At 66.2% G+C, this 26944-nt stretch carries 18 protein-coding genes; 7 read left to right on the top strand and 11 right to left on the bottom strand.

Going from position 1 to position 26944, the window contains the following annotated elements:
• Position 1: 1 nt before the first annotated feature.
• Positions 2-2170: a Wzz/FepE/Etk N-terminal domain-containing protein gene (locus OSH10_RS12020; RefSeq protein WP_266331990.1), complete on the bottom strand. Its 2169-nt coding sequence runs from the start codon at positions 2168-2170 to the stop codon at positions 2-4.
• Positions 2171-2482: 312 nt separating this feature from the next.
• Between OSH10_RS12020 and OSH10_RS12025 the strand changes: the two genes are divergently transcribed.
• Genes OSH10_RS12025 through OSH10_RS12035 form a run of 3 tightly spaced genes read left to right on the top strand, consistent with a single transcriptional unit; the run spans position 2483 to position 6302 of the window.
• Positions 2483-3565, top strand: a complete 1083-nt coding sequence (locus OSH10_RS12025) for an acyltransferase family protein (protein ID WP_266331991.1) — start codon at positions 2483-2485, stop codon at positions 3563-3565.
• Entirely contained in the window at positions 3562-4854 is a 1293-nt protein-coding gene (locus tag OSH10_RS12030) for a VpsF family polysaccharide biosynthesis protein (RefSeq protein ID WP_266331992.1), read from the top strand. Before OSH10_RS12025 ends, OSH10_RS12030 begins: the two co-directional genes overlap by 4 nt.
• Entirely contained in the window at positions 4854-6302 is a 1449-nt protein-coding gene (locus tag OSH10_RS12035) for a lipopolysaccharide biosynthesis protein (RefSeq protein WP_266331993.1), read from the top strand. The genes OSH10_RS12030 and OSH10_RS12035 overlap by 1 nt, the downstream gene beginning before the upstream one ends.
• A gap of 3 nt (positions 6303-6305) precedes the next feature.
• Here the strand turns inward: OSH10_RS12035 and OSH10_RS12040 are convergent, their stop codons facing one another.
• The 9 genes from OSH10_RS12040 to OSH10_RS12080 all read right to left on the bottom strand — a co-directional run bounded on the left by OSH10_RS12040 (position 6306) and on the right by OSH10_RS12080 (position 20263).
• Complete coding sequence (locus tag OSH10_RS12040) at positions 6306-7433, bottom strand: GNAT family N-acetyltransferase (protein WP_266331995.1); 1128 nt, start codon at positions 7431-7433, stop codon at positions 6306-6308.
• Between the two features lie 42 nt (positions 7434-7475).
• Positions 7476-8333, bottom strand: a complete 858-nt coding sequence (locus OSH10_RS12045; RefSeq protein WP_266331996.1) for a hypothetical protein — start codon at positions 8331-8333, stop codon at positions 7476-7478.
• Positions 8334-8582: 249 nt separating this feature from the next.
• The gene (gene glgX, locus OSH10_RS12050) at positions 8583-10649 is read right to left on the bottom strand and encodes a glycogen debranching protein GlgX (RefSeq protein ID WP_266331997.1); all 2067 of its coding nucleotides are present in this window, start codon (positions 10647-10649) and stop codon (positions 8583-8585) included.
• Entirely contained in the window at positions 10646-12100 is a 1455-nt protein-coding gene (gene glgA, locus OSH10_RS12055) for a glycogen synthase GlgA (protein WP_266331999.1), read from the bottom strand. Before glgA ends, glgX begins: the two co-directional genes overlap by 4 nt.
• Before the next feature lie 81 nt (positions 12101-12181).
• A complete protein-coding gene (glgC, locus tag OSH10_RS12060) occupies positions 12182-13447 on the bottom strand; it encodes a glucose-1-phosphate adenylyltransferase (protein WP_266332000.1) in 1266 nt (421 codons plus the stop codon).
• A 43-nt stretch (positions 13448-13490) separates the two neighbouring features.
• Positions 13491-15710, bottom strand: coding sequence for a 1,4-alpha-glucan branching protein GlgB (gene glgB, locus OSH10_RS12065; RefSeq protein ID WP_266332002.1), 2220 nt, complete (start codon positions 15708-15710; stop codon positions 13491-13493).
• A gap of 22 nt (positions 15711-15732) precedes the next feature.
• Positions 15733-18222 (bottom strand): glycogen/starch/alpha-glucan phosphorylase, encoded by a 2490-nt coding sequence (locus tag OSH10_RS12070; RefSeq protein ID WP_266332003.1) that lies wholly within the window; start codon positions 18220-18222, stop codon positions 15733-15735.
• 238 nt (positions 18223-18460) lie between these two features.
• The gene (locus OSH10_RS12075; RefSeq protein WP_266332005.1) at positions 18461-19138 is read right to left on the bottom strand and encodes a Crp/Fnr family transcriptional regulator; all 678 of its coding nucleotides are present in this window, start codon (positions 19136-19138) and stop codon (positions 18461-18463) included.
• A 66-nt stretch (positions 19139-19204) separates the two neighbouring features.
• A complete protein-coding gene (locus tag OSH10_RS12080; protein WP_266332007.1) occupies positions 19205-20263 on the bottom strand; it encodes a nucleotidyltransferase family protein in 1059 nt (352 codons plus the stop codon).
• Between the two features lie 374 nt (positions 20264-20637).
• On the opposite strand from OSH10_RS12080, the gene OSH10_RS12085 reads away from it, so the two are divergent.
• From OSH10_RS12085 to OSH10_RS12095, 3 genes are read left to right on the top strand one after another with little or no spacing between them, the layout of a single operon-like run.
• Positions 20638-20931: a PqqD family protein gene (locus OSH10_RS12085; protein WP_266332008.1), complete on the top strand. Its 294-nt coding sequence runs from the start codon at positions 20638-20640 to the stop codon at positions 20929-20931.
• Positions 20928-21359: a lasso peptide biosynthesis B2 protein gene (locus OSH10_RS12090; RefSeq protein ID WP_266332009.1), complete on the top strand. Its 432-nt coding sequence runs from the start codon at positions 20928-20930 to the stop codon at positions 21357-21359. Before OSH10_RS12085 ends, OSH10_RS12090 begins: the two co-directional genes overlap by 4 nt.
• On the top strand, positions 21359-22366 hold the full coding sequence (locus OSH10_RS12095) for a phosphoenolpyruvate carboxykinase (ATP) (protein ID WP_266332010.1): 1008 nt from the start codon (positions 21359-21361) through the stop codon (positions 22364-22366). Before OSH10_RS12090 ends, OSH10_RS12095 begins: the two co-directional genes overlap by 1 nt.
• A 342-nt stretch (positions 22367-22708) precedes the next feature.
• Here OSH10_RS12095 and OSH10_RS12100 read toward each other — a convergent pair whose 3' ends face one another.
• The gene (locus OSH10_RS12100) at positions 22709-23299 is read right to left on the bottom strand and encodes a TetR/AcrR family transcriptional regulator (RefSeq protein ID WP_266332012.1); all 591 of its coding nucleotides are present in this window, start codon (positions 23297-23299) and stop codon (positions 22709-22711) included.
• A 143-nt stretch (positions 23300-23442) separates the two neighbouring features.
• Here OSH10_RS12100 and OSH10_RS12105 point away from each other — a divergent pair, with 143 nt between their 5' ends.
• Entirely contained in the window at positions 23443-26940 is a 3498-nt protein-coding gene (locus OSH10_RS12105; protein ID WP_266332014.1) for an acyl-[ACP]--phospholipid O-acyltransferase, read from the top strand.
• Positions 26941-26944 lie beyond the last annotated feature (4 nt).

Raw genomic sequence — 26944 nt, forward strand, 5'->3', positions numbered from 1 at the left:
CTCACGCCATTGCCGTCGCAGGGGGCGTTTCGACGACGATGGTGGTCGCCCTTGTCGCGACCATGCCGCGCAGGTCCGGCACCAGATGCCGGAGGTCCGCAAACATGGCGCGAATCTCCGGCGTGTCTGCCTCCTGCGCGTCGACGACCATGACGACGTCGTCGGCAATTCCGATCAGGGCGTTGAACAACGCCGGCGGGCAGGATGGCCCGAGATCGACCACGACCCGTTCGAAGCCGTCCGCGACATCGCGGATGGTCTCGACCAGGCGATCACCATGGAAGCCGATCTCATGGCGCAATCGGGCGCTTGCGGCGGGCAGAAGCACGATCGAGGCATCCTCGAGCCGACTGCCGATGGCGTCGGCTTCGGCGTGATTGAAATCGACATCGAGAATGCCGTGCACATCGCGGCCGATCAATGAGGAGCCTGTGGTCACGGTGCCGCTATTGGCGTCGATCAGCAGCGTCTCGGCCGGTTCTTCCGCCATGACGCGCGCCAGCCCATAGGCCACGGCGGCGATCGCGCCGCTGGCGGCGGTGCCGAACAGGACATGCACGGCCGGGCCTTCGGTATCGCCGGGCCGGGTCAAGGCCTCCGCGAGCGCCTGGAAGGCAGGACGGGAATCGACGGCGACGCCACCGATCAATTCGCCGGCGGCCTCTTCGGTCAGCGCATCGCCGCTCGCCAGCGAGCCCGGCACCCCGATTTCGGCAAGCACGTCCGGAGACTCGCTCGCCAGAGCGGCGACGGGTTCCGGTTCCGGTTCCGCCTGCGGCAGGACAGGATCCTCGACGAGATGAAGACGCTCCCGCACCGCGGGCCGCGCCGGCCTTGTCCTTCCACGATAAAGCGCCAGCGCCAGGCCGACACCGAGCCCGCCAATGCCGGCCAGTCCCAGGATGATCTTCTTGCGCGGTGACGAGGGGTAGAGCGGCACCTGTGCCGGGCTGATGATGCGCGCGTCCGAGACCTGGAGGTTTTCCTGGAGGCCCGTCTCCTGGGCGCGGGCGACAAAGGCGCGGTAGACATCGCGACGGATCGCCGCCTCCCCCTCGAGATCGCGCAAAGCCACGCTGGCGTCGCTGGTCTCGCTCACCTTGCGGGTGGCGGCAGCCAGCGCCGCGGCCGAACTGGCCACCTGCGACTTGGCGAGATCGGCCTCGACGCGGGCGCGCGCCACGAGGTTGTTGAGTTCCTGCGCAATCAGGCTGCGGCTGCGGGCGATGTCCGCGCCGATGGCCTGCATGCGCGGATGGCGATCGCCCAGCGTCTGCTGCAGTTCCGCCTGCTCGCGCAGGGCCATCGCATACTCGACCTTCAGTCGTCCCAGCACGGGGGAATCGATCGACGACAATGCCGAGGCCAGATCGCCGCCGTTCGTGCGCGCGATCGCGTCCAGCTTGGCAAGCCGGCTGGAGGCTTCGTCCGCCTTGAGCCGAGCCGTGACATTGGCCTCGTTCAACTGCTTCAGCGTCTGCTCGTCGACCGGCCGCCCGTCGACCTGGACCACCCCGTTCTCCTTGCGGTAGGCCTCGACCCGGTCTTCCGCCTCGCGCGCCTTGGCCTTCAGATCATCGATCTGCCGCGCGATCAGGAGATTGGCCTGGCGGGCGGCGTTCTGCTTCGCCTCCGTCAGACTGGCCATGAAGGCTTCCGCGACCGCGATCGAAAGGCGGGCCGCCTTTTCCGGCGATGTCGAGGAAACGATGATGTCGATGACATAGGTCTGGGCGCCGCGTTCGGCGCGCACGTGCCGTGCCAGGGACGTCAGCACCGCATCCATGTCGGATGGACTGCCGGTGCCGCCAAATTCCGGGTCGTCGATCAGGTTCTCCCGCTCGACCACCTTGCGCAACGTGCCCGATGCGGTGACGAGGTCGACCTGCGTCTCGATCCAGCTCAGATCGACGCCCTGGGTCGGGCGCACCACCTCGGGCCCGACGAGCTGCTTGTCGCGCGGATCGAGCAGGACCCGCGTGGTCGCCTGATAGACCTTGTCGGCGAGGTAGCAATAGGCAAGGCCGGCGCCGACGAAAAGCGCCGTGGTCAGGAGGATCAGCAAGAGCTGACGCCGCAGCAGTCCGAACAGGGCCGAGAGATCGATAGCATCCGAGGCAGGGTCGAACACCCCGCCGCTTTCGGCCGCCAGCTCCGGCGGTCGAGTCATCGAAAAATTGGCCCTGGCCGCCATTGTCTTCCACGGACGTGGTTGGAATCCGCAGGGTTCGCGGGTTGCCGGTCCGCCCACCCGGCCCGCCGACTATGGCCGGGCGCGATTAAGGATATCTAAACGATGATTTTCCCGCGTCCGCCTTGTTTCCGGCCAAGCCGAGCCTCGAAGGCCGCTCCCGGCGCGGCCGGTCTCGCGGCGGGCGGAACGAAACAGTTAACGCTATCGACAGAAACCGGCCTTCCACGGGAAGATTGGCCGTATAGATCGTTCGCGCGCGCTCCTGTCTAGACGGACCAGTTCAACGGTATGGTGACGACCACCCCTCGCAGAGACCGGCATATCGACGCCCTGCGCGGGCTCGCTTGCGTGCTGCTCGTCGCCTACCACGTCATCGGCAACGATTCCGAACACGGCATGCACATCGTCGCCCATAATGGCTGGCGACTGTTCACCGAACTGTTCATCCACATCCGGATGCCGCTGTTCTCGTTCCTGTCCGGCTTCGTCTTCCAGGCGTATGTCGCCGACAGCGCCGCGCTTTCGAGCGCTTTCGGCAAGAAACTGCGTCGGATCGGCATCCCCTTCGTCGTCGTCTCGACGCTGTTCTATCTCTGCTTCGGCATCATCAACCACGATTTCTCGCAGCCGATCTGGCAGATCTACATCCTGCCCTACGAGCACTACTGGTACCTGCAGGCAACCATGCTGATCATGGCGGCGCTTCTGGTCGGCAGCTATCTTGTCGGCAGCCATGCGCGCGCCTTCATGACCGGGCTGTTTCCCATTGCCTGCGCGATCTTCATCGCGGCCCCGACCTTCGACCCCGACATCTTCGCGATTGGCTCGGCGCTCTATCTGCTGCCCTATTTCCTGCTCGGGCAATTGCTGAAGATCTGGTCGCTGAACCAGTGGCTCGGCGAGGTCCCCGCGCGGCGGCGCGTGGCGATCCTGGTGTTCGGGATCGCGGTGGCGATCCTGTTCCTGCTCAATCTCGGCCAGTATGAAGGTTGGAATACGCTGAATTTCGCGCGCCAGTCGGCGTTCGGGCTGCTGTTCGGCGTTTCGGCCTGCCTGTTCCTGTTCTTCTCGCCGTTGCAGTGGCGGCCGCTCGAGTTCGTGGGCGCCTATTCCTACACCATCTACCTGTTCCACGTGTTCTTCACGGCGGCGTTGCGCAAGGCGCTCAGCATCGCGAATCCCGGCCTGCCGCTCGGCATCTACTTTGCCGCGGCGCTGATGGCGGGACTGTTCCTGCCGATTGTGTTGCACAAGGTGCTGGTGCGCTGGCGCTGGAGCGCCCTGCTGCTGCTCGGCATCACGCTGAGACCGTCTTCTCGTCGTCACTCCGACGAAGCGGAGCCGAGGCAGAAGAAGGCCGTGACCCCGTGAGCGCTTCCTGGACCACGCCGGTCCACCGGCCGATCCGCATAGCGCGACCCATCGGGCTCGCGACCGGATTGACGGTGCTCACCTTGGCCGTGCTGTTCCTGGTGTCGTCCAAAGTTCTGCAGGCCGTCGGCATCCCCTATGCGTCAACGGGCGGTTCGCCCCTGACCAAATTCCACCCCGCCACCTTCCTGGCGCTGGCGGCGCTCGGCACCTGGGCCATCGTGATCGGCCCCGGCCGGCTTCTGGCGGCGCTCGCGGCGCAGCGCCCCGGCATTCTCGTCTTCGCCATGGCGATCGGGCTCCTGACCTTCCAGACGGCGGTGGTGCAGCAATTGCCGATCTCGGCCGTCGTCGACACCTTCGTGCTGCCGCTGGCGCTGTTCATCTCGATCCTGGCGCTCCGCGCCACCGTGATGGAGCGCCTGGTGATCGCGCTGCATCTGTTCTTCCTGCTCAATTCGACGCTCGGCTACGCGGAATATTTCACCGGCTGGCGGCTGACTCCCAACTATGAGGGCGGCGCGCTGATCACCTATGACTGGCGCTCGACAGCGTTGCTCGGTCACCCACTCATCAACGCGCTCGCGACAGGCGTGTACCTCCTGATCCTGAGCGGGCCCGGCGGCCGACGCTTCGACCTGCCGATACGGACCTTCCTGCTGATTTACAGCCTCGGCGCTATGGTCGCCTTCGGCGGTCGCGCCGCCACGGTTATGGCGCTGGCGCTGCTGACGGCGCGGGGCCTGTTGAGCCTCGTCAAGATCCTCGCCGGCCGGCCGTTCGGACGACGGGACGCCCTCGCCGTCATCGTCGTCCTGACCCTGATCGCGACGATCGGCTCGCTGCTGGTGCAGGGCGGCGTCCTCGACACTTTCCTCAGCCGGTTCGAGGACGATTCCGGCAGCGCCGCGACCCGAGTGGCGATGTTCCACATCTTCGACGGCATGGCGCTGCGTGACGTCTTCTTCGCGCCGGACCTCGGCCATGTCGCATCCAACCAGCGCCGGCTCGACCTCGCCATCGGCATCGAGAGCTTCGTCGTGGCCTTCTTCGCCTATTACGGCATCGTCACCACGGTGATCTTCTTTGCCGGCCTTGTCTTCTTCGGCGCGGAAATCATCCGCACGGTGGGAACGCCGGGGCTGATTCCGCTCGCCTATTTCTTCCTGGTTTCGTCCACCTCGACCGGCGTCGCCAACAAGACGACCGACATGGCGCTGATCATGGCGATGATCCTGATCGGGCTCGACCGCCGCTTCATCCCGCCCATCTCGGACGGACGTTCCTGATGCTGATCCGCCAGACGATCCGCTACCTGCCGGCCCAGTTGCTGTCGCCGGCATTCCAGCTGCTTTCGATGGTGGTCTGGACCTATTTCCTGCCGCCGGCGGAAATGGGCTCCTACGTGCTCATTACCGCCACCCAGGAGTTCGCCTATCTGATCGCCCTCTCCTGGTTTTCGGTCTATGCGCTGCGCTTCATGCCGTTCGAGCGGGGCCGCTCGGAGCGCAGCCATTTCCTGCATACCGAAGCGGCCATCATCGCGCTGTCGGTTCCGATCAGCCTGATCGCGGCTCTGGCGACCGTGGCGATCATCGACGAGGCGCAACTGTCCCTGCGGACGGTGCTGGTCATCGGCTTCTTCTTCGCGACGCGCGGTATCAACACCCACTATTCCGAGCGGGCGCGGGCGCAATCGAACATCTTCGCCTACACCATGCTGCAGATCCTCGGCCCGATCCTCGGCTTCGGCTTCGGGCTGGGGCTGGTGACCTGGTGGCAGCCGACCGGCGAGGCGCTGATCCTGGCCTATGGCGTGGCGCAACTCATCGCCAACCTGGTCGCCGCGCCGCTGATCGGCTTCGCCATCCTGCCGCGGCGGATCGACGGCGCCATCCTGCGCGCCGCCTTCGCCTATGGCGGCCCGATCCTGCTGCTCTACGGCCTCGGCTGGATCGCCGAGAATAATTTCCGCTATGTGATCGGCCATATCTCGGGCGCGGCCGCCTTCGGCCTGATGGCGGTGGGCTGGGGCCTCGGCCGCCGCTGCGCCTCGTTCGGCGCCATGCTGGTTGCCGCCGCCGCCTTCCCGATCGCCGCACGCCTGCTCAACGAGGGCAAGCGGACCGAGGCGCTGGCGCAACTCGCCACCAACGCCGCCCTGCTGATCGGCGTCATGGCACCGACCGTCGTCGGCATCGCCATGATCAGCACGCCGGCCACCGACCTGCTGATCGCCGAGCCCTATCGCGAGATGACCAAGGCGATCCTCGGTCTTTCCGCACTCGCCGCCGCCATCCGCTTCCTGCATGTGCATGTCAGCGACCAGATCTTCATCCTGGAAAAGCGGCTGAGCTATGCCGGCATCGTCGACATCGTCGAGATCGTCGCCGCCGTCATCCTGACGATTGCGGGGCTGCTGCTCTACGGACCGGTCGGCGCCGTCATCGGCACGGCGCTCGGCTCGGCCATGGCCGCGATCGTCAGCCTGTATCTCGCCATGCACAAGCTGGACTTCGTGCCGCCCGTGCGCGACATCGTCAAAGTCCTGGTCTCCACCGGCGCGATGGCGCTCGGCCTCGCCGTGATACCTCCGGCCCAGAACATCACCACCCTGGTGCTTACCATCCTGTATGGAATGGTCGTCTACGCTGCCGCTATCCTGGTCGCCTATCGCGGCGAAGCGCGCGATATCCTGCGACGCCGGCTCGACCGCAGGGTGCAGGCGTCTGGCTGAGGCTCAGGCCGCCCGGCGCATAGCCTTGCGGGCCAACCTTTCAATCGAGGGATGGCGTTTCACGAACGCCTTGGCACTCTGGTAGCCCACGGTTCCCCATCCGCGCCACGATAGGCTCTGGTGGATGTCGACGAGCGGGATGTGCCGGGCCTCGAAGCTGCGCTTGTGGCCATAATCGCCGATGGTGAAATCGAAGGTGCGGAAGCCCTGCCGGTGCAGCGCCTCCATCGTGCGCTCGATCAGCAGGCGGCCGGGCGAGCAGTTGGCCCACTCCCCGCCCGCCGTGCTGATGCGCACCATCGAATAGTGATCGCCATGCGCGATGCCGAACAGGCCGGCGACCAGTTCATCGCCCGCCGTGAGCGCGGAGAGCTTGGCCGAACCGTCCTTCAGGCCGTCGAGCAGGAGCTCGCGATAGAAAGTGTCATAATCCGGCTCATCCAGCAGATAGGGCAGCCCCAGCGACCGGATGCGCGCGCTCTGCTGCGCCGTCAGATATCCGTAGATCTTGCCGACCATTTCCGGGTCTTCGGCAAACACGAACCGCGCCCGCTCGTCGCGCGTGAACACGCGCCAGAACCGGCCAAGTTCCTTGCGGTTGCCTTTGGCGAGACTGCGCAGCCAGGTCTCATAGTCGGTGTCGATGCGGAGATAGTTGCCGAAGAGGTTGGAGACCTCGCCGCCAAACGCCTGGACCAGCGGATTGGGACGGTCGCCGATCGTGGTCAGCACCTTGGTGAATTCGATCAGATCGGCCGGCGGCAGCGCGGCACGCACCGCGCGCCAGAGCGCGCGCGCCTCCGCCTCGTCGACTGGTGCCGCGGGCCCAAGCAACGGCGCGTTGTAGTCGGTGATGCCGAGATCGGCGAACTCCACCGTTCGCAGGCTCTTCCGCCGCAGGATCAGCGGCAGCGCGAGGGCGTCCCGGCCCATCGCATCCGCGACATGAACCAGCACCGGCGTGACATCGTCCCGGCCAGAAAACGTGCCGTACCAATGCGATAGCCAAGGCTCCGCCTGGAACGGCGTCACCGGGGCATGGCCGGCAAGGAACGGCCGCCACAGCGGGGCGGCCTCCTGCCAGGATCGGTGCAAGGTGACGGTCCAGCGGTCACGCGACGCGTTGGTCATGACGGAACTCCCGCTGTCGTCGCGAGCCTTCCGGGCGCAGCTTCAGACGACATAGGCTGGGATATCGACGATCTTCGTCACGGTTCCCGGTGCCAGACGGAAGTCGACAGGAAGCATCTTGCGCTGCTCGCGCTTGTACCAGGGGCTGCGGCGCCAGCCGGCCTGCAGGGCGGCCTTGGTCCAGAAGCCCGCACCTTCCGTGGCGCCCCGCTTGGGGGAGATGCCGAAATGCTTGCGCAGGATTCCGTTGGCCACCGTCAGCATCTGCTCGCGGCGGATCTGCTCCGTCCAGTGCTCGGTCGTCATCGAAACGCTCAGTTCGTCATGGTTCTCGACGCGATGCGGCGCGTTCAATTCCCATGTCAGCATCTGCCCTGGCTCGAGATCGAGCACCAGCGCGTGCCGATCGAATTCGGGATCGTACTGCAGCGCCGATTCCAGGCTGGTCAGGGCGATCTTCTCGAGTTCAGCCTGCGGCAGGAAGGGCTCCTCGGCCGGATAGATGTAGACCCGCTTGCGGCCCATGATCTGCCAAAGCGCCTGTCCGGGCAGGTCGGCATGATAATGCGCCTTGGCGTTGGGCGACGAAATCAGGATGCCCATCTCATGATTGAAGGAGTCGAATCCGGGCACGCGCTGCTCGACTTCGCCATAGACCGACATCAGCAGGTCGTAATAGCGCCTGTCGACGAGCTTCAGTTCTCGCAGTTGCAGCCACAGACCGCCCGAGGCAATCTGGGCCATGACTTCGTGGCCGCTCAGGCCGCCGACTTCACCACGGCGCCAGATCTTCTTCTCCTCGCCGCGCGAACTCGTGCGCATCAGCGAATAATGCTCGATCGGGTAGCGCTGGATCAGTTCCGCCAGGGCGTCCTTGGAGAACAGCTCATTCTGGCTCAAGGAATGATCGATCCGGAGCGGCTTCTTGCCCCAATCCCGGCTCAGGTCATCCGTCCAATTCCTGAAAATCGTCTCCGGCACGACAGCCCCCGCGAAAAGCACAGAATTCTTGACTACAAATTTAACGAACCGCGACCCGCCCAGCCATCGAATTAGCGCAACAGCGTAAATGACCCGCAGGCTCGATCCGGCCGATTTATATCAAATCGTCTTGACCAGGCAGCAGCCAAGGCTCGCCGCGGCGATCCGCTACCCGAGAAAGAGAAACACCGAGCGCGGTGGCACCTTCAGGGATGAAATCGGGCCGGATTGCGCGGCACGGCTCGGGTCTGGCGCCGCGGACGCGGCCGCCAGCTGCCAGGACGTTCCGCCGGCATTCGGCGGCAGGCGCAGATCGATCGGCGTCGTTCCGCCATGCAGCAGGAGACAGGCGCGATCGACCTCGCCGGACCGCGTCAGCACGGCGAAAACGGCGACCAGCGTCCGGGCATCCGGCGCGTGCCAGCCGGCCCCGTCGAGCGCCTCGCCGTCGGGACCATACCAGCCGACATCGGGCTCGCCGTCCGGGACAATCGGCTGTCCGGTGAGGGGACGCGAGTCCCGCAGTGCCGGATGCGCGGCACGCAAAGCTATGATCTGGCTTGCGAAATCAATTAGATCGCGGTCCGCCTCCGCCCAGTCGAGCCAGGTGAGCGCATTGTCCTGCGCATAGGCGTTGTTGTTGCCCTGCTGGCCTCGGCCGAGCTCGTCGCCCATGGTCAGCATCGGCGTCCCGCGCGAGAACACCAGCGCCATAAGCAGGGCGCGGACGTTCGAGCGGCGGCGCGCGCGGATCGCGGCGTCGTCGGTCTCCCCCTCGGCGCCATTGTTCCAGGAGCGATTGTCGGCGGTGCCGTCGCGATTGTTCTCGCCATTGGCGTGGTTCTGCTTGCGCTCATGGGCGACGAGATCGGCAAGCGTGAAGCCGTCATGGGCGGTGACGAAATTGATGCTTCTGTTAACTCTCCGGTAACGGAGCGCAAAGATATCGGAGGAGCCGGCCAGCCGCGTGGCGAGATCGCCGATCATGCCCTCGTCGCCCCGGAAGAAACGCCGGATGGTATCGCGGTAGCGATCGTTCCACTCGCCCCAGGCGGCCGGGAAATTGCCGAGCTGGTAGCCGCCGCGGCCGATGTCCCATGGCTCGGCGATCAGGATCAGATTCCGCAGGAGCGGATCCTGGTCGATGGCGGCGAGCAGCGGCGCCGCCGGATCGAATCCGTCGTCGCGGCGGGCAAGCGTGGTGGCGAGGTCGAAGCGGAAGCCGTCGACGCCGGCGCGCTCCACCCAGGTCCGGAGTGCGTCCATGACCATCCGCACCACCGCCGGCCGGTCGCAGGCCAGAATGTTGCCGGTGCCGGCATCGTTGACGTAGTGCGCCGGGTCATACGGATCGAGCCGGTAGTAGCCAGCATTGTCGAGGCCGCGCATCGAGACGGTCGGGCCGAGATGGTCGCTCTCGCCGGAATGGTTGAAGACGACGTCGAGGATGACGGCGATGCCGGCCTCATGCAGCGCCGCGACCGCCGCAGCGACCTCGGCAAAGCCACCGGGCGCCAGGCGCGGGTCGGGCGCCATCCAGGCGATCGGGTTGTAGCCCCAGTAATTCGTCAGCCCGAGCGGCGGCAGATGGCGCTCGTCGAGCCAGGCGGCGACCGGCAGCAGTTCCACCGTGGTGACGCCGAGGCGCTTCAGATGCGCCACCGAGGCTGGATGGCCGAGCCCGGCGAAGGTGCCGCGAAGGGCCTCGGGAATCGCGGGATTGAGCTTGGAGAAACCGCGCACATGCAGTTCGTAGATCACCTGCCGGTCCCAGTCGACCGGCGGGTCCAGGCGTGGCTGTGGAGCCGCCGTCGATGTCACGATCGCCTTGGGAACGACGCCGGCGCTGTCGTGCTCGTCGCTGGCAACGCCAAGGCGGCGGGCGTCGAAGAGAACGTCGGCGAGCCGGAATGGCCGGTCGAGCGCCAGGGCGTAGGGATCGACCAGCAGCTTCGCGACGTTGAAGCGCTGGCCGGCTTTCGGACGCCACTCGCCGTCGGCGCGCAAGCCATAGCGGTCGCCCGGCTTTACACCGTCCACATGGCCGTGGAACACGTCGCCGGAGCGGGCCGGCAGGCGGATGCGCCGGAGCTCGATCTGCCCCGTCGCGTCGAACAGACAGAAATGGATCGCCTCCGCATGGCCGGAGACGACGGCGACGTTGACGCCCGTCGCCGTCGGCGTGACGCCGAGCGGCTCGGGCGAGCCGTCGCTCACGGACGCATTGACCTTCATCCTGCGTGGCCGGCCACGAGCTCGCGGTAGAGCCGCGCATAGGCGGCGGCGGGCCGTGTCCAGGAGACGTCGGTCTTCATCGCGTTCTTCTGCATCTTTTTCCAGGCCGGGCGGTCCTGCCATAGACGGGTCGTCCGCAGGATGGCGGATTCCAGCGCGTCGCCATTGACTGGATTGAACTGCACGCCGGTGCCGACGCCCGCGGCGAGCGCCACCTCGTTGGCGTCGATCACCGTATCGGCGAGGCCGCCGACCCGCGACACCAGCGGCAGCGCGCCATAGCGCAGCGCGCAGAGCTGGGTCAGGCCGCACGGCTCGAAACGCGACGGCACCAGGATCACGTCCGAGCCGGCCTGGATCAGATGCGCCAGGCCCTCATCATAGCCGTTGATCATGCCGACGCGGCCACGATGCAGCGTCGTGGCTCCGCCGAAACCGTTCGCCAGCCACGGTTCGCCGGAGCCGAGCAGCGCCAGCTGTCCGCCAGAGCCCAGGATCACCGGCAGGCGGTCGAGCAGCAGATCGAGCCCCTTCTGCCAGCTCAGCCGGCTGACGACGCCGAAGATCAGCGCATTGGGATCAACATCGAGACCCAGGCGCTGCTGCAGCGCCTTCTTGTTGGCGGCGCGGCCGGCCATCTTGGCGACGTCGAAGGGCGCGGCGATCGAGGTGTCCGTCGCCGGATTCCAGACCGCCGTGTCGATGCCGTTCAGGATCCCCGAGACGGCATTGCCGCGACTGCGCAGCAGGCCATCCAGGCCCATGCCGCCCTCGCCCGTGCGGATCTCGGCCGCATAGGTCGGCGACACGGTGGTGACGCGATCGGATATCTGCAAGCCGGCCTTCAGGAAGCCGATCGTGCCGTAATATTCGACGCCGTCCACGGCATAGGCGCGCGCCGGCAGGCCCAGCGCCGGCAGCAGGTCGCGGCCATACTGGCCCTGGAAAGCGAGGTTGTGGACGGTCATCACCGTCGGGATGGCGACCCGATCGTCATAGCGCATGTAGGCGGCGGTCAGGCCGGTCTGCCAGTCATGCGCGTGGATGACGTCCGGCGTCAGCCTCGGCACCAGTCCCTGGCCGATTTCGGCCGCAACCCGCGAAAGCGCGGCGAAGCGGAGCGGGTTGTCGATCCAGTCCCGCCCCTCGTCGTCGACATAAGGGTTGCCCGGCCGGTTGAAGAGATGCGGCGCGTCGAGGACGAGCAGGTCCAGCCCCTTCGCCTGCGCCTTGAGCAGCCGCGCGTCATGGCCGAACAAGCCCGGAAAGGTATGCACCACCTCGGGCTTCTTCAGTTCCGCCATCACCGCCGGATAGCCCGGGATCAGCGTGGTGACGGCGACATCCTCGGCCGCGAGCGCCCCCGGCAAGGCGCCGGCGACATCGGCGAGGCCGCCGGTTTTCACGAGCGGATAGATCTCGGAGACGACGGCGAGAACTTTCAGGGTCATGGATCAGCCAAACCTTGGAACAGGAAGCAAGGCCCTCACCCGGCCCTCTCCCGTTTGCGGGAGAGGGCCGGGTGAGGATCTTCAGAGATTCAACGCATCGATCATCGGCTGGGTAATCAGGCAGATGCCGTTATCGGTGCGCATGAAGCGTTTCGCGTCGAGTTCCGGATCCTCGCCGACGACGAGCCCTTCCGGGATCTGCACGCGCGCATCGACCACGACATTGCTGAGCCGGGCGGAACGGCCGACCTCGACATAGGGCAGGATGACGCCGTTCTCGACATGCGAATAGGAATTGCAGCGCACGCCGGTGAACAGCAGCGCCCGTTCCAGCGACGCGCCGGAGACGATGCAGCCGCCCGAGACCAGCGACGACAGCGCATAGCCGCGGCGGTGATCCTCGTTGTGGACGAACTTCGCCGGCGGCGTAACCTCGCTATAGGTCCAGATCGGCCAGTTGCGGTCGAACAGGTCGAGGTCAGGCACGATGCTGGTCAGGTCGATATTCGCTTCCCAATAGGCATCGACCGTTCCAACGTCGCGCCAGTAGCTGACGGATTCCTGGGTCGATCGCACGCAGGAATCCTCGAAGTGATGGGCGACGGCCTTCCCGTTCTTGACGATGTTCGGGATGATGTCCTTGCCGAAATCGCGGCTGGAATTCGGGTCGTTGGCGTCGCGCTCCAGTTCCTCGATCAGGAACTTGGTATCGAAGACATAGATGCCCATCGAGGCCAGCGCCTTGTCCGGCTTGCCGGGCATGGCCGGCGGATCCTTCGGCTTCTCGATGAAGTGCAGGATGCGGTCGGTGTCGTCGACATGCATGACGCCGAAGCCGGTCGCCTCCATGCGCGGAACTTCCAGGCAGCCGATCGTCACGTCGGCGCCGGAGTCGACGTGCTGCTGCAGCATCAACTCGTAGTCCATCTTGTAGATGTGATCGCCGGCGAGAATGACGAAATACTTGGCTTCATAGTCCTTCAGGATATCGAGGTTCTGATAGACCGCGTCGGCCGTGCCGCGATACCAGGCGTCCTCCGAGACGCGCTGGCTCGCCGGGAAGACGTCGAAAATCTCGTTGCGCTCGGGCCGGAAGAAGTTCCAGCCCCGGTTCAGATGCCGGATCAGGCTGTGCGCCTTGTACTGGGTAGCGACGCCGATCCTGCGGATGCCCGAATTGACGGCATTGGAGAGCGCGAAATCGATGATGCGCGACTTGCCGCCGAAATAGACCGCCGGCTTGGCGCGCCGGTCGGTCAATTCCATCAGGCGGCTGCCGCGTCCACCCGCCAGCACGAAGGCCATGGCATTACGCGCCAGCGGCGCATTGGTTTGCGGCCGTTCCATCCTTAGTCCCTCCCGAAACGCTCGTTGTCCTGCAGTGTTTTTGTCAACCGGCCCCCCGCGCGGACGGTTCCTTCGGATCATATTCGAAGAAGACCGTCGCAAGCGGAGGTAGAACGAACTCGGCCGAAGCCGGGAAACCATGAGCGGGCACGGCGGTCGCCTGGACGGCGCCGAGATTGCCGACGCCGGAGCCGCCATAGATCGTCGCGTCCGAATTGAGGATCTCACGCCAGCGGCCCGCCTCGGGCAGCCCGATGCGATAGAAGTCGCGCACCACCGGGGTGAAGTTGGAGATCACGAGTACCGGCTTGTCGCCCGGCGCGCCGAAGCGCAGGAAGGCGAAGACCGACTGGTCCTTGTCGTCCGGAATGACCCAGCGAAACCCCTCGCCCTCGCAGTCGCGCGCATGCAGCGCTGGGTGGCTGCGATAGGCGGTATTCAGGTCGCGGACGAAATCCTGCAGGCCGGAATGCTGCGGGTCGGCGAGCAGATGCCAGTCGAGGCTCTGGTCGAAGTTCCATTCCCTGGCCTGGCCGAACTCCTGGCCCATGAACAGCAGCTTCTTGCCGGGGTGGCCCCACATGTAGCCGTAATAGGCGCGGACATTCGCGAATTGCTGCCAGCGATCGCCCGGCATCTTGCCCAGGATCGAGCGCTTGCCGTGAACGACCTCGTCATGGCTGAGCGGCAGGACGAAGTTCTCCGAGAAGGCGTAGAGCAGGCCGAAAGTCAGCTTGTCGTGGTGATAGCGGCGGTAGATCGGCTCGAGCGACATGTAGTCGAGCGTGTCGTTCATCCAGCCCATGTTCCACTTGAAGCCGAAGCCGAGCCCGTTCTCATGCACGGGCAGCGTGACGCCGGGCCAGGAGGTCGATTCCTCGGCGATGGTCGTGGTGCCCGGATGCTCGCCATAGCAGAGCTGGTTCACGCGGCGCACGAACGCCACCGCGTCCTTGTTGTCATTGGTGCCGTCGGGATTGGGCGACCATTCGCCATCCTTGCGCGAATAGTTGAGATAGAGCATGGACGCGACCGCATCGACGCGGAAGCCGTCGACATGATAGCGGTCGAGCCAATAAAGCGCGCTGGCGGCGAGGAAGTTCGACACTTCCTTGCGGCCGAAATCATAGATCGCCGTGTTCCAGTCGGGATGGAAGCCGCGACGCGGATCGGCGTGCTCATAGAGCGGCTTGCCGTCGAAATGCGACAGGCCATGCCGGTCGGTCGGAAAATGGGCGGGCACCCAGTCGAGGATGACGCTGAGCCCGGCCTGGTGCGCACGATCGACGAAGCGGGCGAAGCCGGCCGGGTCGCCATGCCGCCGCGTCGGCGCGAACAGGCCGATCGGCTGGTAGCCCCAGGAAGCGTCGAGCGGATGTTCGCTGACCGGCAGCAGCTCGAGATGAGTGAAGCCCATCTGCACCGCATAGGGAATCAGGCGGTCGGCCAGTTCCTCATAAGTCAGGAAGGCATTGCCGTCGCCACGCTGCCAGGAGCCGAGATGCACCTCGTAGATCGACATGGGCTGGCGCCGCGCCTGCCCCTCGCCGCGCTGGCCGAGAAACGCCTCGTCGTTCCAGGTGAAATTGTCGGTCCGCGCGACGATCGACGCCGTCGAGGGCCGAAGCTCGCCGGCAAAGCCGACGGGATCCGCCTTGAGCGGCTGGACGATGCCGTCGGCGCCGACGATCTCGTATTTGTAGATCGCCCCCTCGCCGAGATCGGCCGCGAAGATTTCCCACAGCCCGCTGTCGACGCGCTTGCGCATCTGGTGGCGGCGGCCATCCCAGCCGTTGAAATCGCCGACGACCGAGACGCGCTGCGCATCGGGAGCCCAGACAGCGAAATGCACGCCGTCGACGCCTTCGTGATGCAGCAGATGCGCGCCAAGCTTTTCATAGAGCTGGCGATGGGTGCCTTCGACCAGCAGGTAGTCGTCGGTCGCGCCGAGCACGCCGGCGAAGCTGTAGGGATCATGGAAGGTCCAGCCGCCGCCGGCATTCTCCGCCCGCAGCCGATAGCGGAAGCGCGCGGTGTGACCAGGAATCAGGGCCTCGAAGAAATCGGTGCCGGGACGCCGTTCCAGCGGCGCGACCCGGTTGCCGTCGCGGTCCTCGACGACGAGCGTTTCCGCATGCGGCATGAAGGCCCGGATGGCGAGGCCATCCGGTGTTTCATGCGGCCCGAGGAGAGCGAAGGGATCACCGTGACGCGCGGCAATGAGGGCTTCGACATCCGATACGCTTGCCCGCCAACCCGTCATCGCAACTCCCTGCACGCTTTGCCTATCCAGCCGGCCTGACGGGTACATTCCAGATCTCCCCGGCATATTCCGCAATGGTGCGGTCCGAAGAGAACCAGCCGACCCGAGCCGTGTTCAGCAGGCTCGCCTTCCACCATGCTGCTCTGTCGAGCCACAACGCGTCAACGTCTCGTTGCGCTGCATAGTAAGAATCGAAATCCGCGGTCACCAGGAAGTAGTCGTGATGGCGCAGCGCGGTCGTCAGGGCGGCGAAACGGCCGGGCTCGCCGGGCGAGAAGATGCCCGCCTCGATCGCCTCGAGAACGTCGGCCAGCATGCGCGACTTGGCGATCGTGTCGCCCGCGTCGATGCCGGCGATCCGACGCGCCGCGACCTCGGCGGTGGTCAGGCCGAAGATGAAGATGTTTTCGTCGCCGACGCGCTCCTTGATCTCGACATTGGCGCCATCGAGCGTGCCGATGGTGAGCGCGCCATTGAGCGCCAGCTTCATGTTGCCGGTGCCCGACGCTTCCATGCCGGCGGTCGAGATCTGCTCGGACAGGTCGGCGGCGGGGATGATCATCTCGGCCAGGCTGACATTGTAGTTCGGCAGGAACACCACCTTCAGCAGGTCGCGAACGGTGGGGTCGCTGTTGATCACCTGTGCCACGTCATTGGCGAGCTTGATGATCAGCTTGGCCTGGTGGTAGCTCGCCGCCGCCTTGCCGGCGAAGATTTTTACGCGGGGCACCCATTCCTTGTGCGGCTGGGCGCGCATGGCCTGGTAGAGCGCGATCGTCTCCAGGATGTTGAGCAGCTGGCGCTTGTATTCGTGGATGCGCTTGATCTGAACGTCGAACAGCGCGTTCGGATTGACGCGGATGTCGAGCCGGTCGCGGATCAGCTTGGCGAGCGCGATCTTGTTCTCCCGGCGCACCGCGCCGAACTGCTCGTGCAGGCCGACATCGCCGGCCCAGGGTTCCAGCTGGGTCAGCGCCTCGGCATTGTCGAGGATCGACGCGCCGCAGGTGTCGACGAGGATGCGCGTCAGACCCGGATTGGCCTCATGCAGCCAGCGACGGAAGGTGATGCCGTTGGTCTTGTTGTTGAGGCGGCCGGGATAGACCTGGTCGAGATCGTGGAAGATCGTCTGCTTGATCAGGTCGGAATGCAGCGCCGAGACGCCGTTGATCGAATGCGAGCCGATGAAGGCGAGATGCCCCATGCGCACCCGGCGGCCATTGTTCTCGTCGATCAGCGACACGGAGGACAGGAAGCGGTCGTCCGATTCCTCGAGCTTCTTCGCCTTCTCCAGATGGAGGGCGTTGATCAGATAGATGATCTGCATCTGGCGCGGCAGCAGCCGCTCGAGCAGCGGCACCGGCCATGTCTCCAGCGCCTCGGGCAGCAGGGTGTGGTTGGTGTAGCCGAGGGTGCGGACGGTGATGTCCCACGCTTCTTCCCAGGGGATTTCGCGCAGGTCGACCAGGATGCGCATCAGCTCGGCGACGGAGATCGCCGGATGGGTGTCGTTGAGCTGGATCGCCACCTTGTCGGGCAGCGAGCGGATGTCGCCATAGGTGCGGGTGTGGCGGTGGATCAGATCCTGCAGCGATGCGGAGACGAAGAAGTACTCCTGCCGCAGGCGCAGCTCCTGCCCGGCCGCGCTCTCGTCGCTCGGATAGAGGATCTTGGAGATCGCCTCGGCCCGCACCTGCTCGACCAGCGCGCCGATATGATCGCCCGAGTTGAAGGCGTCGAGGCGCAGCGGGTCGACGGCGCGCGCCGACCACAGGCGCAGCGTGTTGACGTGGCGGCCGCGCCAGCCGGGGATCGGCGTATCATAGGGCACGGCCTCGATCGTCTCGGCCGCGTGCCAGACATAGCGGGCGATGCCGGTCGGCGACATGATCGCCTCGACCGAGCCGCCGAACTGGATGTCGTAGACGACTTCCGGACGCTCGAACTGCCAGGGATTGCCGAAGGAGAGCCAGGTCTCGGGATATTCCTGCTGCCAGCCGTTCTTCACCACCTGTCGGAACAGGCCGTGGTCGTAGCGGATGCCGTAGCCATAGGCCGGGATCGACAGCGAGGCCATGGAATCCATGAAGCAGGCCGCGAGACGGCCAAGGCCGCCATTGCCGAGCGCCGCGTCCGGCTCAACCGTCTTCAGCTGGTCCAGGTCGACGCCGAGATCGCCGAGCGCCGCGCGGAACGCCTCGGTCAGGCCGAGATTGTTCATCGCATCGAACAGCAGCCGGCCGATGAGGAATTCGAGCGACAGGTAATAGACGCGCTTGCGGCCCTCGGTGTAGGTCGACTTGGAGGACGCGATCCACGGATCGACCATGCGGTCGCGCACCGCGAGCGCCGTGGCGACGAACCAGTCGCGGTCGCTGGCGGTGACGGCGTTCTTGCCGACCGCGTAGGTCAGCTTGGCGTTGATCGCATTGCGGGCGGCGGCGATCTCGGCCTCCGTCGCCGCAGCGACGGGCGCGTGCGCGGCCTCCGCGTCCTGGGTCGATATCGACATGGTTGCGTCCTGCATCGATTGGCCTCGTCCTGGCTCGCCGCGAATTGCCTCGCATCCGGACCGACGGCGATCGCTCGGGCCAGACTGCACTCCATGCAACAACAATGCCGAATTGCGTCGCCTCGCCGGAATCGCCCGGAAGGGCCGAAAGCGGCCGCTGGTCACTCGGCCACCTTATGGCATAGTCCGTTTCGATTGGACGACAGCCTAATTTATGGGCGAGCCGCGAGCGGCCGGCTCAGCCCTCGCGCGTCGACCGGTGCACGATGATGCGATGACCATCGACGGAAAGACGGCCTTCCTTGATCAGGGCGCGGATCTGCTTGTTCACCGCCTCGCGGCTGGCGCCCAGCATCTGGGCGAGCGTGCCCTGGGTCAGGTCGAGTTCGACCACCGCGACATCGCGCTCGATCCGGCCATGGATAAGCGCGAGCTGGCGCAGCAGTACCAGCAGACGATGGCGCAGATCGGTGAAGACAGCCCGGTTCACCTGCTCGTTGGTGTGCCGGAGCCTCTCGCACAGACTGAGGATGATCTGGCGCTGCAACTGGCTCGAGCTGTCGAGCAGGTTGAGGAAGGACTGGCGCGGAACGAAGATCAGCCGCGTCTCGGTCAGCGTCGCGGCGCCGGCGCTGCGCGGCAGGCCGTCGATGAGCGCGATCTCGCCGATCACCTCGCCTTCCTCGAAAAGCTGGATCGTCAGCTCGCGGCTGTCATCCGCCGTCAGGAAGATCCGGACGATCCCGTCCACGACGGAATAGAGCCCGTCCGATTCATCCCCTTGCGAAAACAGGATCGTATCGGCGGGATAGGTCGAGACGCGGGCGATCTGAGCGAGGCGCGTCAGATCCTCCCGATCCAGGCCGTTGAAGAAGCTCGTCCGACCGAGCCAGGAAACAATCTCGGCGACTTGCACCCTGCCCTCCGTCGATCTCAGCACATCCCCACGATGCGTGTCCCTACGGATAGCACCCAATTCATCTCATGACGAGGGAAGCGAAGCGCGGCCCGGCCCACGCTTCAGCAATTCGCGAAACAGCGAGCGCCGCCAGGACTGCAGGGCCCGCTCGCCGGTCTCCATCGCCATCACGACGTTGCCATTGATGAGCAGCCGCGCCGCGCCCCGGAAGCGGACCGGCGCCAGCGCCCGGCCGATTTCCCGGCATCGCCTGTCGTCGTAGAGCGCTGCCGCCAGATCGAGCGCGGCGACCAGCGCCAGCCGGATGCCCGACCGGCGGACCAGATCCTCCAGCGCCTGCTCCTCCGCCGCCCCCTGAAGCCGGCGCGCCGCCTGCAGCACGTCGACGACCAGCCGCAGCAGTTCGAAATGGTGCGAGCTCGCCGCATGCACGCCGGCGATCGCCAGCCGTGTCGACGGTCGTGCCGCCTCGGCCGGGTCGCCATGCGTGCAAAGCTCGGCAAAACCGAGCGAGAGCTTCGAGCGCAGGCCCGGCGCATGCACCAGATTGCCCTGGATCTCCAGCATCAGGCGGCGGTGGACCGTATGGATCCACTTGCGTTCCAGCTGCTCGTCGTCGCGCTGGTCCGGCAACAGCTCGAAGCCGGAGGAAGCCACCACCGCCTCGACCGCCGCGAGGCTTTCCAGCGGCACGATCAGGTCGATGTCGCTGGTCGGGCGCAGGACGGGATCGGGATAGATGTTGTCGGCGAAATCATGCCCCTTGATCAGCAGCGCCGGCTGATGGGCGGCACGCAGCGCAGTCGAGAGGCGCTTGGCCTCGGCCCGCAGTTGCATGTTGAAGGCGACGCCGGCCGAGAAGCGTGCCACGAAATCGTCGCGCACCGGCCGAAGGTCGGCGCTGGTCAGGATCGGCCGCAGCTTGCGCAGCACGGCCGGCAGCACGCCATGGCGCTCGGCCTGCGACAGCAGAAGCTGCGCGCGCTCCGGCACGAGCGACATCGGAGCCAGGCTCGATTCCGGATCGGCAAGGGCGATCAGCAGGCGGCCATCGGCGCGTGAAAGGCGGCGCGGGGTTCCGCCTCGAAGCGGCACGGCCTCGGCAACATCAACGGTCGACATGCAACATCATTCCAGCGACGGCAAAACCGGAGGAACATGTCCAACCGGATGAACGAAGGGCGATGCCCGGCATCGCCCATCATCCTGCAAACCAGGGCGCCTCCGTGCCGGGACACGAGGGCGGATCGCAGGTCAGCCTAGGGCGGCGGGGGCGGCGTGACGCCGGAGATCGCCGCGACAATCATCGCAACCCGATCCCGCTTCAGAAGCTCGGGCTTCTCATAGGTCTTCTTCATTCCATATTCCCCAGTCATCTCTTGAATCGTTCGGGAATTACCCGCCGATAGCCCAGCCAACCGCAAGCGTGACCTCTGGTCAAGCACACGGGCTTCGGCTATCCCACTTTTCGCACCAGCCTTACGGAGAGACATCCCGTGTCTAGAATCGAGCCGAGCGCCGTTTGGGCGCTTCATGAAAATACAAGCTTTCAGCCGCTCGGCGACGGCGAAGGCGGCGTGCTGCTCGACACGGTGTCGGGCCAGCTGTTCACCTGCAACGACACTACGGCAGCCTTCCTGTCGACGGTCGACGGAACGCGCAACTTCGCCGGCATCCTGACGGAACTCGAGACGGTTTTTGACGTCGACGCCGACATGCTGCGCGACGACATGTCGGAACTCGCCAACCATCTGGCCTCCGAAGGCCTGATCGTCCGCGTCGACAAGTGACAGCCGGCAGCGTCCTGCGCCGGGCGATGTTCCGGGCCGAAATGTGGTTCTGGGCTCGCACCCTGCCGTTGCGCTGCCGAAAATCGCGCGATTTCGCCGACATCATGCGGATCGCCGATGCCGGCGCGGACCGCCGCTACCACGGCTTGGCCGCGCCCTACATCGCCCATCGCGCCAAGCGCGCCGCCCGCCGCCCCTGGGTGATGCGCGACCGCCGGTGCCTGCGCGAAGGCATTCTCGCCTACCGCTTCCTGACGCTCGCGGGCATCCCGGCCGACATGTATTTCGGCGTCGATCGCAAGAGCATCGGCAGCGCGAAGCTCTCCGCCCATTGCTGGGTCGTCGTCGACGGCAAGCCGCTTCTCAATCCACCCGAGCCGTCCATGGTGACGGTGTTCATCGAAAAGAACCGCGCCGGACACGCCTGATGCACACGACCCGCTATGTCATTCCCGGCCTCGCCTTCAACATCGTCGCCGAACGCGAGGGTCTGGCCGCGCCGATCTTCCCGCAGCTTGTCGGGTTCCAGCAGCCGGAAGGCCCGGTCGCGCATGAGATCCGGGTCCGCGAAGCGGCCGGCGACGACATTCCCACCGAGGGCGAGGTGATCTGGTCCGGCAAGCTGATCGACGGCCTCTATGCCGAGATCAGCACGCATGGCAACCGGCAGCAGTTCCGCGTCCCAGGCAAGCTTTCGATCGTCGAGGAACTCGGCAAACCGCACACCGACGTCCAGGTGACGGCTGCAGCCGAACAGCCTTTCCGCTCCATGGCCGGCGCCGTGCTCTTCGACATGGTGCTGCGCGGGCACGGGCTGATGACGATTCACTCTGCCTCGCTGATGGTGCCCGGGCGGGACGAACTCATGCTGCTGTTCGCCCCCAGCGGCTTCGGCAAGACGACGACCTCGCTGGCGCTGGCGCTGGGTGGCTACGGCCATATGGGCGATGACGTGGTGATCCTGCGCCAGGAGGGCACCGACCTGTTCGGGTGGGGCATGCCGCGCACGTTGAAGGTGCAGCGCCGCACGGCGGCGATGTTCCCGGAAATCCTGCCGCATCTGGGCGAATTCGGCGGCGAGGAGGACGAGGCGCCGCTTACCCGGGCAGCGCTGGCCGAACTGATGCCGCTGCCGGATGCCTCGAAGAGCTACAAGATCGCCGCCGTGGTGGTGGTGGGCCCTCGCTCGGAAGGCGGGGCAAGCCTGGCCCGCCTCAGCAAGGGCGACGCGCTCTCCGTGATCCTCAGCGACAATATCGGCCTGCTCGGCGGCGGCGTCCCGCGTTCGCAGCAGGTGCTGTTCCGGCTGCTGTCCAGGCTTGTCGGCGCAACCCCGACCTTCCGCCTCGACGCCGGCAACCAGCCGCGTCGCATCGCGCCCGCATTCGACGCGGCGCTGGGCATCGTGCGCGAGGCGCAGGCCGCCGAGGCTTAGGGCGACTGAGGGCGTCGGGCCGACCAAGCTTGGCCGAGCGAGGCTAGGGAGATCCCTGGACCCTCCTTCGAGGCCCGGCTGCGCCGGGCACCTCAGGATGATGGTCGTGGAGCGGGGCGTAGTTTAGGGCTGCTGGTGGGCGACCAGCGCGGCGATGAAGATACGGCGCATGGCCGCCTCCTCGATCGGGGCGGTGGCAGCGCTCCGGCCACAGTCCGCCTGCGATCCTCGGACTGGTTCACCCAGTTCCATCCATTGCGTACTCCGCCGTCCCCTCACCCACCCCGGCCATCATCCTGAGGCGCTCCGCGCAGCGGAGCCTCGAAGGAGGGTCCAGCCATCTCAATTCTCCCCGCCCAGCATCCGGCGCACCAGCAGGTGGCCCAGCGCCCGAGGTTCGGTTTCGGCGACCAGCGTCAGCTTGCTGGTCACCGCCAGGGTCGAGATGCCGTGCAGGCCCGCCCACATCGTGACCGTGGCGGCCTGGCGCGCCTCGCGGGTCTGATCCGGCATAAGCGGTCCCAGCGCCTCTGCGACGAGACCCAGCAACGCCGCGAGCTTCGGACGGTACCAGTCCGGCAGATCCTCGCCCTCCGGCAAACGATGCTCGAACAGCAGGCTCCAGAGGCGCGGCCGGCTTTCGACGAAATCGAAATAGGCCTCCACCAGCCGCTCCGGCCTGGCCGCCAGTTCCGCCCGCGCCGCCTCGACCAGAACCACCGCCAGCGCATCGAGCGTGGCGGCGTTGAGCTGGACGATCAGGTCGTCGAGATTGGCGAAGAGATTGTAGAGTGTGCCGGGCGCATAGCCGATCCGCTCGGCGACCCGGCGGACCGTCAGGCCGCGCAGCCCCTCCTCCATGACGATCGCGCGCCCAGCCTCCAGCGCCAGGCGCTTCAACTCCTCCGGGGCGTGGTCGCTGCGTCGTGCCATGTCACCTCCTGCCGGACTTCGTGCCATCGATCCATGTGCTCCCTATCATATATTGAACATCGTTCAAAACACTGATAGAGAATTGAACACCGTTCAATTAATGCGGCTTGCGACTTGCCGCGAACAGGCTGAGGTTTGACGCCATGGATGCTTCCGCACAGACACCCTCGCCCGACGCCCCGCCGCTCGACCGCATGCAGGCCGGCTCGCCGCCGCTGCTGAAGACGCCCGGCTTCCTGCCGCTCTTCATCGTGCAGTGGTTCGGCGCCTTTGCCGACAACGCGCTGAAGAGCGCCTTCGGCTTCATGGTCGCCTATGGCGGCGCCGACCTGTTCGGCCTGTCGCCGCAGGTGTCGGTTACCCTGGGCGGCGCGGTGTTCATCCTGCCCTTCTTCCTGTTCTCCGGCGTCTCGGGCCGCCTGTCCGACACGGTCGACAAGAAGCTGGTCGTGCGCTGGACCCGGCTGGCCGAAGTGGCGCTGGCGATCCTGTCGTCGATCGCGATCATGATCCATTCGGCGCCGCTCGCCCTGCTCGGCATGTTCTTCTATGCCGTGCAATCGACCATCTTCGGGCCGGCGAAATATTCGATCCTGCCGCAATTCGTCAGCCGCGAGCGCCTGGTCGCCGCCAATGCGATGTTCGAGGGCTCGACCTTCGTCGCGATCCTGCTCGGCACACTGTTTGGCGGGCTCACCATCGGGCTGGGCGGCACCTGGGTGGCGGTCATCGGCCTCGTCTCGGTCGCGCTGGTCGGCGCGGTCGCCGCCTTCTTCATCCCCTCCGCGCCGCCGGCGCCCGGCGCTGGAAAGTTCAGGTTCTCGCCTGTCGGCTCCAGCCGCGACGCCTTCGCCGCCATCCGCCGCAAGCGCACACTGTTCCTCGCCGTCTCCGGCATCTCCTGGTTCTGGATGATCGGCCTGATCGTGATGTCGGTGTTCCCCGACTTCGCCAAGACGACGCTGAAGGTCGACGAGATCGTAGCCAACCTGCTCGTCGCCGCCTTCGTCATCGGCATCGCGCTCGGCTCGGCCGCCACGGCGAAGCTGCTCGCCGGCCGGATCTCGGCCCGCCATACGCCGATCGGCGCGCTGGTGATGGCCGCCTTCATGGTAGACCTCTCGCATTCGGCCAGCGCGCTGGGCGCGGTCGGCGCCGGCGGGGCGCTGGATTTCGGCGCCTTCATCACCTCGGCCGCCGGCATCCGCGTGCTGGTCGATCTCGTCGGCGTCGCCTTTGGCGGCGGCCTGTTCACGGTGCCGCTCTATGCGCTGCTGCAATCGCGCGCCGAGGAGCATGAACGTTCGGCGGCGATCGCCGGCAACAACATCCTGAACGCGGCCGTCATGGTCGCCGGCACCGTGGTCGCGGCCGCCCTGCTCGCCGCCGGCGTCACCACGCTGCAGCTGCTGTTCTGGCTCGGCCTCGCCAACATCCTCGCGGCGATCGTCTGCCTCAAATTCGTGCCGGACGAGATGGTCAAGGCGATCGGCCACCGGCTGATGCAGCTGCTGTTCCGCGCCCGCGTCAAGGGCCTGGACAACTATGGCGACGGCGAGGACGCCGCCGTCGTCGTGATCAACCACACATCGTTCATCGACGCCGTGCTGATCGGCTGCATGCTGCCGGGCAAGCCGGTCTTCGCGATCAACAAATACATCGCCGAGAAGTGGTGGGTGCGCCCGGCCTTCCTGTTCTTCGACCTCGTGCCGGTCGACCCGACCAGCCCGTTCACCGTCCGCAAGATGGTGAAGCTGGTGAAGGAAGGCCGACGGCTGGTGATCTTCCCGGAAGGGCGCATCACCGTCACCGGCGCGCTGATGAAGGTCTATGACGGTCCCGCGATGATCGCGGCGCTTGCCGACGTGCCGATCATTCCCGTCCGCATCGACGGCGCGCAATACACCCTCTTCTCCCGGTTGAAGGGCAAGGTGCGTCGCCGCCTGTTCCCCGAGATCCAGATGACCGTGCTGCCGACGCGGCGGATCGAGCTGACTCCCGGCCTGGTCGGCCGCAAGCGCCGGCACGAAGCCGGGCATCATCTGCAGGCGATCATGACCGAGATGGTCTACGAGACCAGCCCGGCGGCGGAGACGCTGTTCGACACCCTGCTGCGTGCCCGCCACATCCACGGCAAGCGGCCGGTGCTGGAAGACGTGACGCGCAACCCGATCGGCTACAAGCAAATCATCCGCGGCGCCTTCGCGCTCGGCAAGTCGTTCGCGAAGCTGTCGGAGCCGGGCGAACGGGTTGGCGTGCTGCTGCCCAACACGCTGGCCGCCGTCGTCACCTTCTTCGGGCTGCAGGTGACGGGCCGGATCCCGGCCATGCTCAACTTCTCCGCCGGTCCAGCTTCCGTCGATGCGGCCCGCAAGGCGGCCGAGGTAAAGCTGGTGCTGACCTCGCGCCAGTTCATCGAGAAGGGCCGGCTGCAGCCGCTCGCCGACATCCTCGGCCAGAACGCCCGCCTCGTCTATCTGGAGGACCTGCGCGGCGAGGTCGGCCTCTTCCGCAAGCTGTTCGCGTTTGCCGGCGGCGTCGCGCCGCGGTTCCTGAGCCGCGTCGCCTTCCAGCGCCCGACCGATCCGCAGGCAGAAGCCGTGGTGCTGTTCACCTCCGGCTCGGAGGGCACGCCCAAGGGCGTCTCCCTCAGCCACCACGCCATCCAGGCGAACCGCCAGCAGATCGCCAGCGTCATCGACTTTTCCGGCGAGGATATCGTCTTGAACGCGCTGCCGCTGTTCCACGCCTTCGGGCTGACGGCGGGCTGCCTGCTGCCGCTCTTCTCCGGCGTCCGGCAGATGCTCTACCCCTCGCCGCTGCATTACCGGATCGTGCCGGAGATGGCTTATGACGTGAACGCCACCATCCTGTTCGGCACCGACACCTTCCTCGCCGGCTATGCCCGGATGGCGCATCCCTACGACTTCTACTCGGTCCGCTACGTCTTCGCCGGTGCGGAGCGGGTGAAGCCGGAGACGCGCCGCGTCTGGGCCGAGAAGTTCGGCATCCGCCTGCTGGAAGGCTATGGCACGACGGAAACCGCGCCGGTGATCTCGATCAACACGCCGATGGCCAACCGGCCGGGCTCGGTCGGCAAGGCGCTGCCGGGCATCGAGACGCGGCTGGAAAAAATCGCCGGCATCGAGGAAGGCGGCAAGCTGCTGGTGCGCGGCGCCAATGTGATGCGCGGCTACTACCGCGCCGAGGCGCCCGGCGTGCTCCAGCCGCCGGCCGATGGCTGGTACGATACGGGCGACATCGTCACCATCGCGGACGGCTACATCACCATTTCGGGCCGTGCGAAACGCTTCGCCAAGGTCGGCGGCGAGATGGTGTCGCTGGCGGCGATCGAGGCGCTGGCGGGCGAGTTCTGGCCGAACCACGCCACGGCCGCGGCCGCCGTGCCGCATGAGCGCAAGGGCGAGGAGATCGTCCTGGTGACGGAGCGACCCGAGGCTGATCTCTCCGAGTTCCAGCGCTTTGCGCGAATGCGGGGCCTGTCCGACATCATGCTGCCGCGCACGGTCCTGTTCGTCGAGAAACTGCCGCTGCTCGGCTCCGGCAAGCTCGACAACACCGCGGTGACGGAGATCGCGATGAAGGCCAAGGCACCGGCGGCAGAGGCGGTGGTAGCGTAGCAAG

Source organism: Kaistia defluvii, assembly GCF_026343955.1.
Taxonomy (GTDB): Bacteria; Pseudomonadota; Alphaproteobacteria; order Rhizobiales; family Kaistiaceae; genus Kaistia; species Kaistia defluvii.

Excerpts from the sequence above, each read along its gene's own strand:
- OSH10_RS12020 (WP_266331990.1), bottom strand. The coding sequence starts at position 2,170 with ATGACTCGACCGCCGGAGCTGGCGGCCGAAAGCGGCGGGGTGTTCGAC.
- OSH10_RS12025 (WP_266331991.1), top strand. The coding sequence starts at position 2,483 with ATGGTGACGACCACCCCTCGCAGAGACCGGCATATCGACGCCCTGCGC.
- OSH10_RS12035 (WP_266331993.1), top strand. The coding sequence starts at position 4,854 with ATGCTGATCCGCCAGACGATCCGCTACCTGCCGGCCCAGTTGCTGTCG.
- OSH10_RS12040 (WP_266331995.1), bottom strand. The coding sequence starts at position 7,433 with ATGACCAACGCGTCGCGTGACCGCTGGACCGTCACCTTGCACCGATCC.
- glgX (WP_266331997.1), bottom strand. The coding sequence starts at position 10,649 with ATGAAGGTCAATGCGTCCGTGAGCGACGGCTCGCCCGAGCCGCTCGGC.
- glgA (WP_266331999.1), bottom strand. The coding sequence starts at position 12,100 with ATGACCCTGAAAGTTCTCGCCGTCGTCTCCGAGATCTATCCGCTCGTG.
- glgC (WP_266332000.1), bottom strand. The coding sequence starts at position 13,447 with ATGGAACGGCCGCAAACCAATGCGCCGCTGGCGCGTAATGCCATGGCC.
- glgB (WP_266332002.1), bottom strand. The coding sequence starts at position 15,710 with ATGACGGGTTGGCGGGCAAGCGTATCGGATGTCGAAGCCCTCATTGCC.
- OSH10_RS12070 (WP_266332003.1), bottom strand. The coding sequence starts at position 18,222 with ATGTCGATATCGACCCAGGACGCGGAGGCCGCGCACGCGCCCGTCGCT.
- OSH10_RS12080 (WP_266332007.1), bottom strand. The coding sequence starts at position 20,263 with ATGTCGACCGTTGATGTTGCCGAGGCCGTGCCGCTTCGAGGCGGAACC.
- OSH10_RS12095 (WP_266332010.1), top strand. The coding sequence starts at position 21,359 with ATGCACACGACCCGCTATGTCATTCCCGGCCTCGCCTTCAACATCGTC.
- OSH10_RS12100 (WP_266332012.1), bottom strand. The coding sequence starts at position 23,299 with ATGGCACGACGCAGCGACCACGCCCCGGAGGAGTTGAAGCGCCTGGCG.
- OSH10_RS12105 (WP_266332014.1), top strand. The coding sequence starts at position 23,443 with ATGGATGCTTCCGCACAGACACCCTCGCCCGACGCCCCGCCGCTCGAC.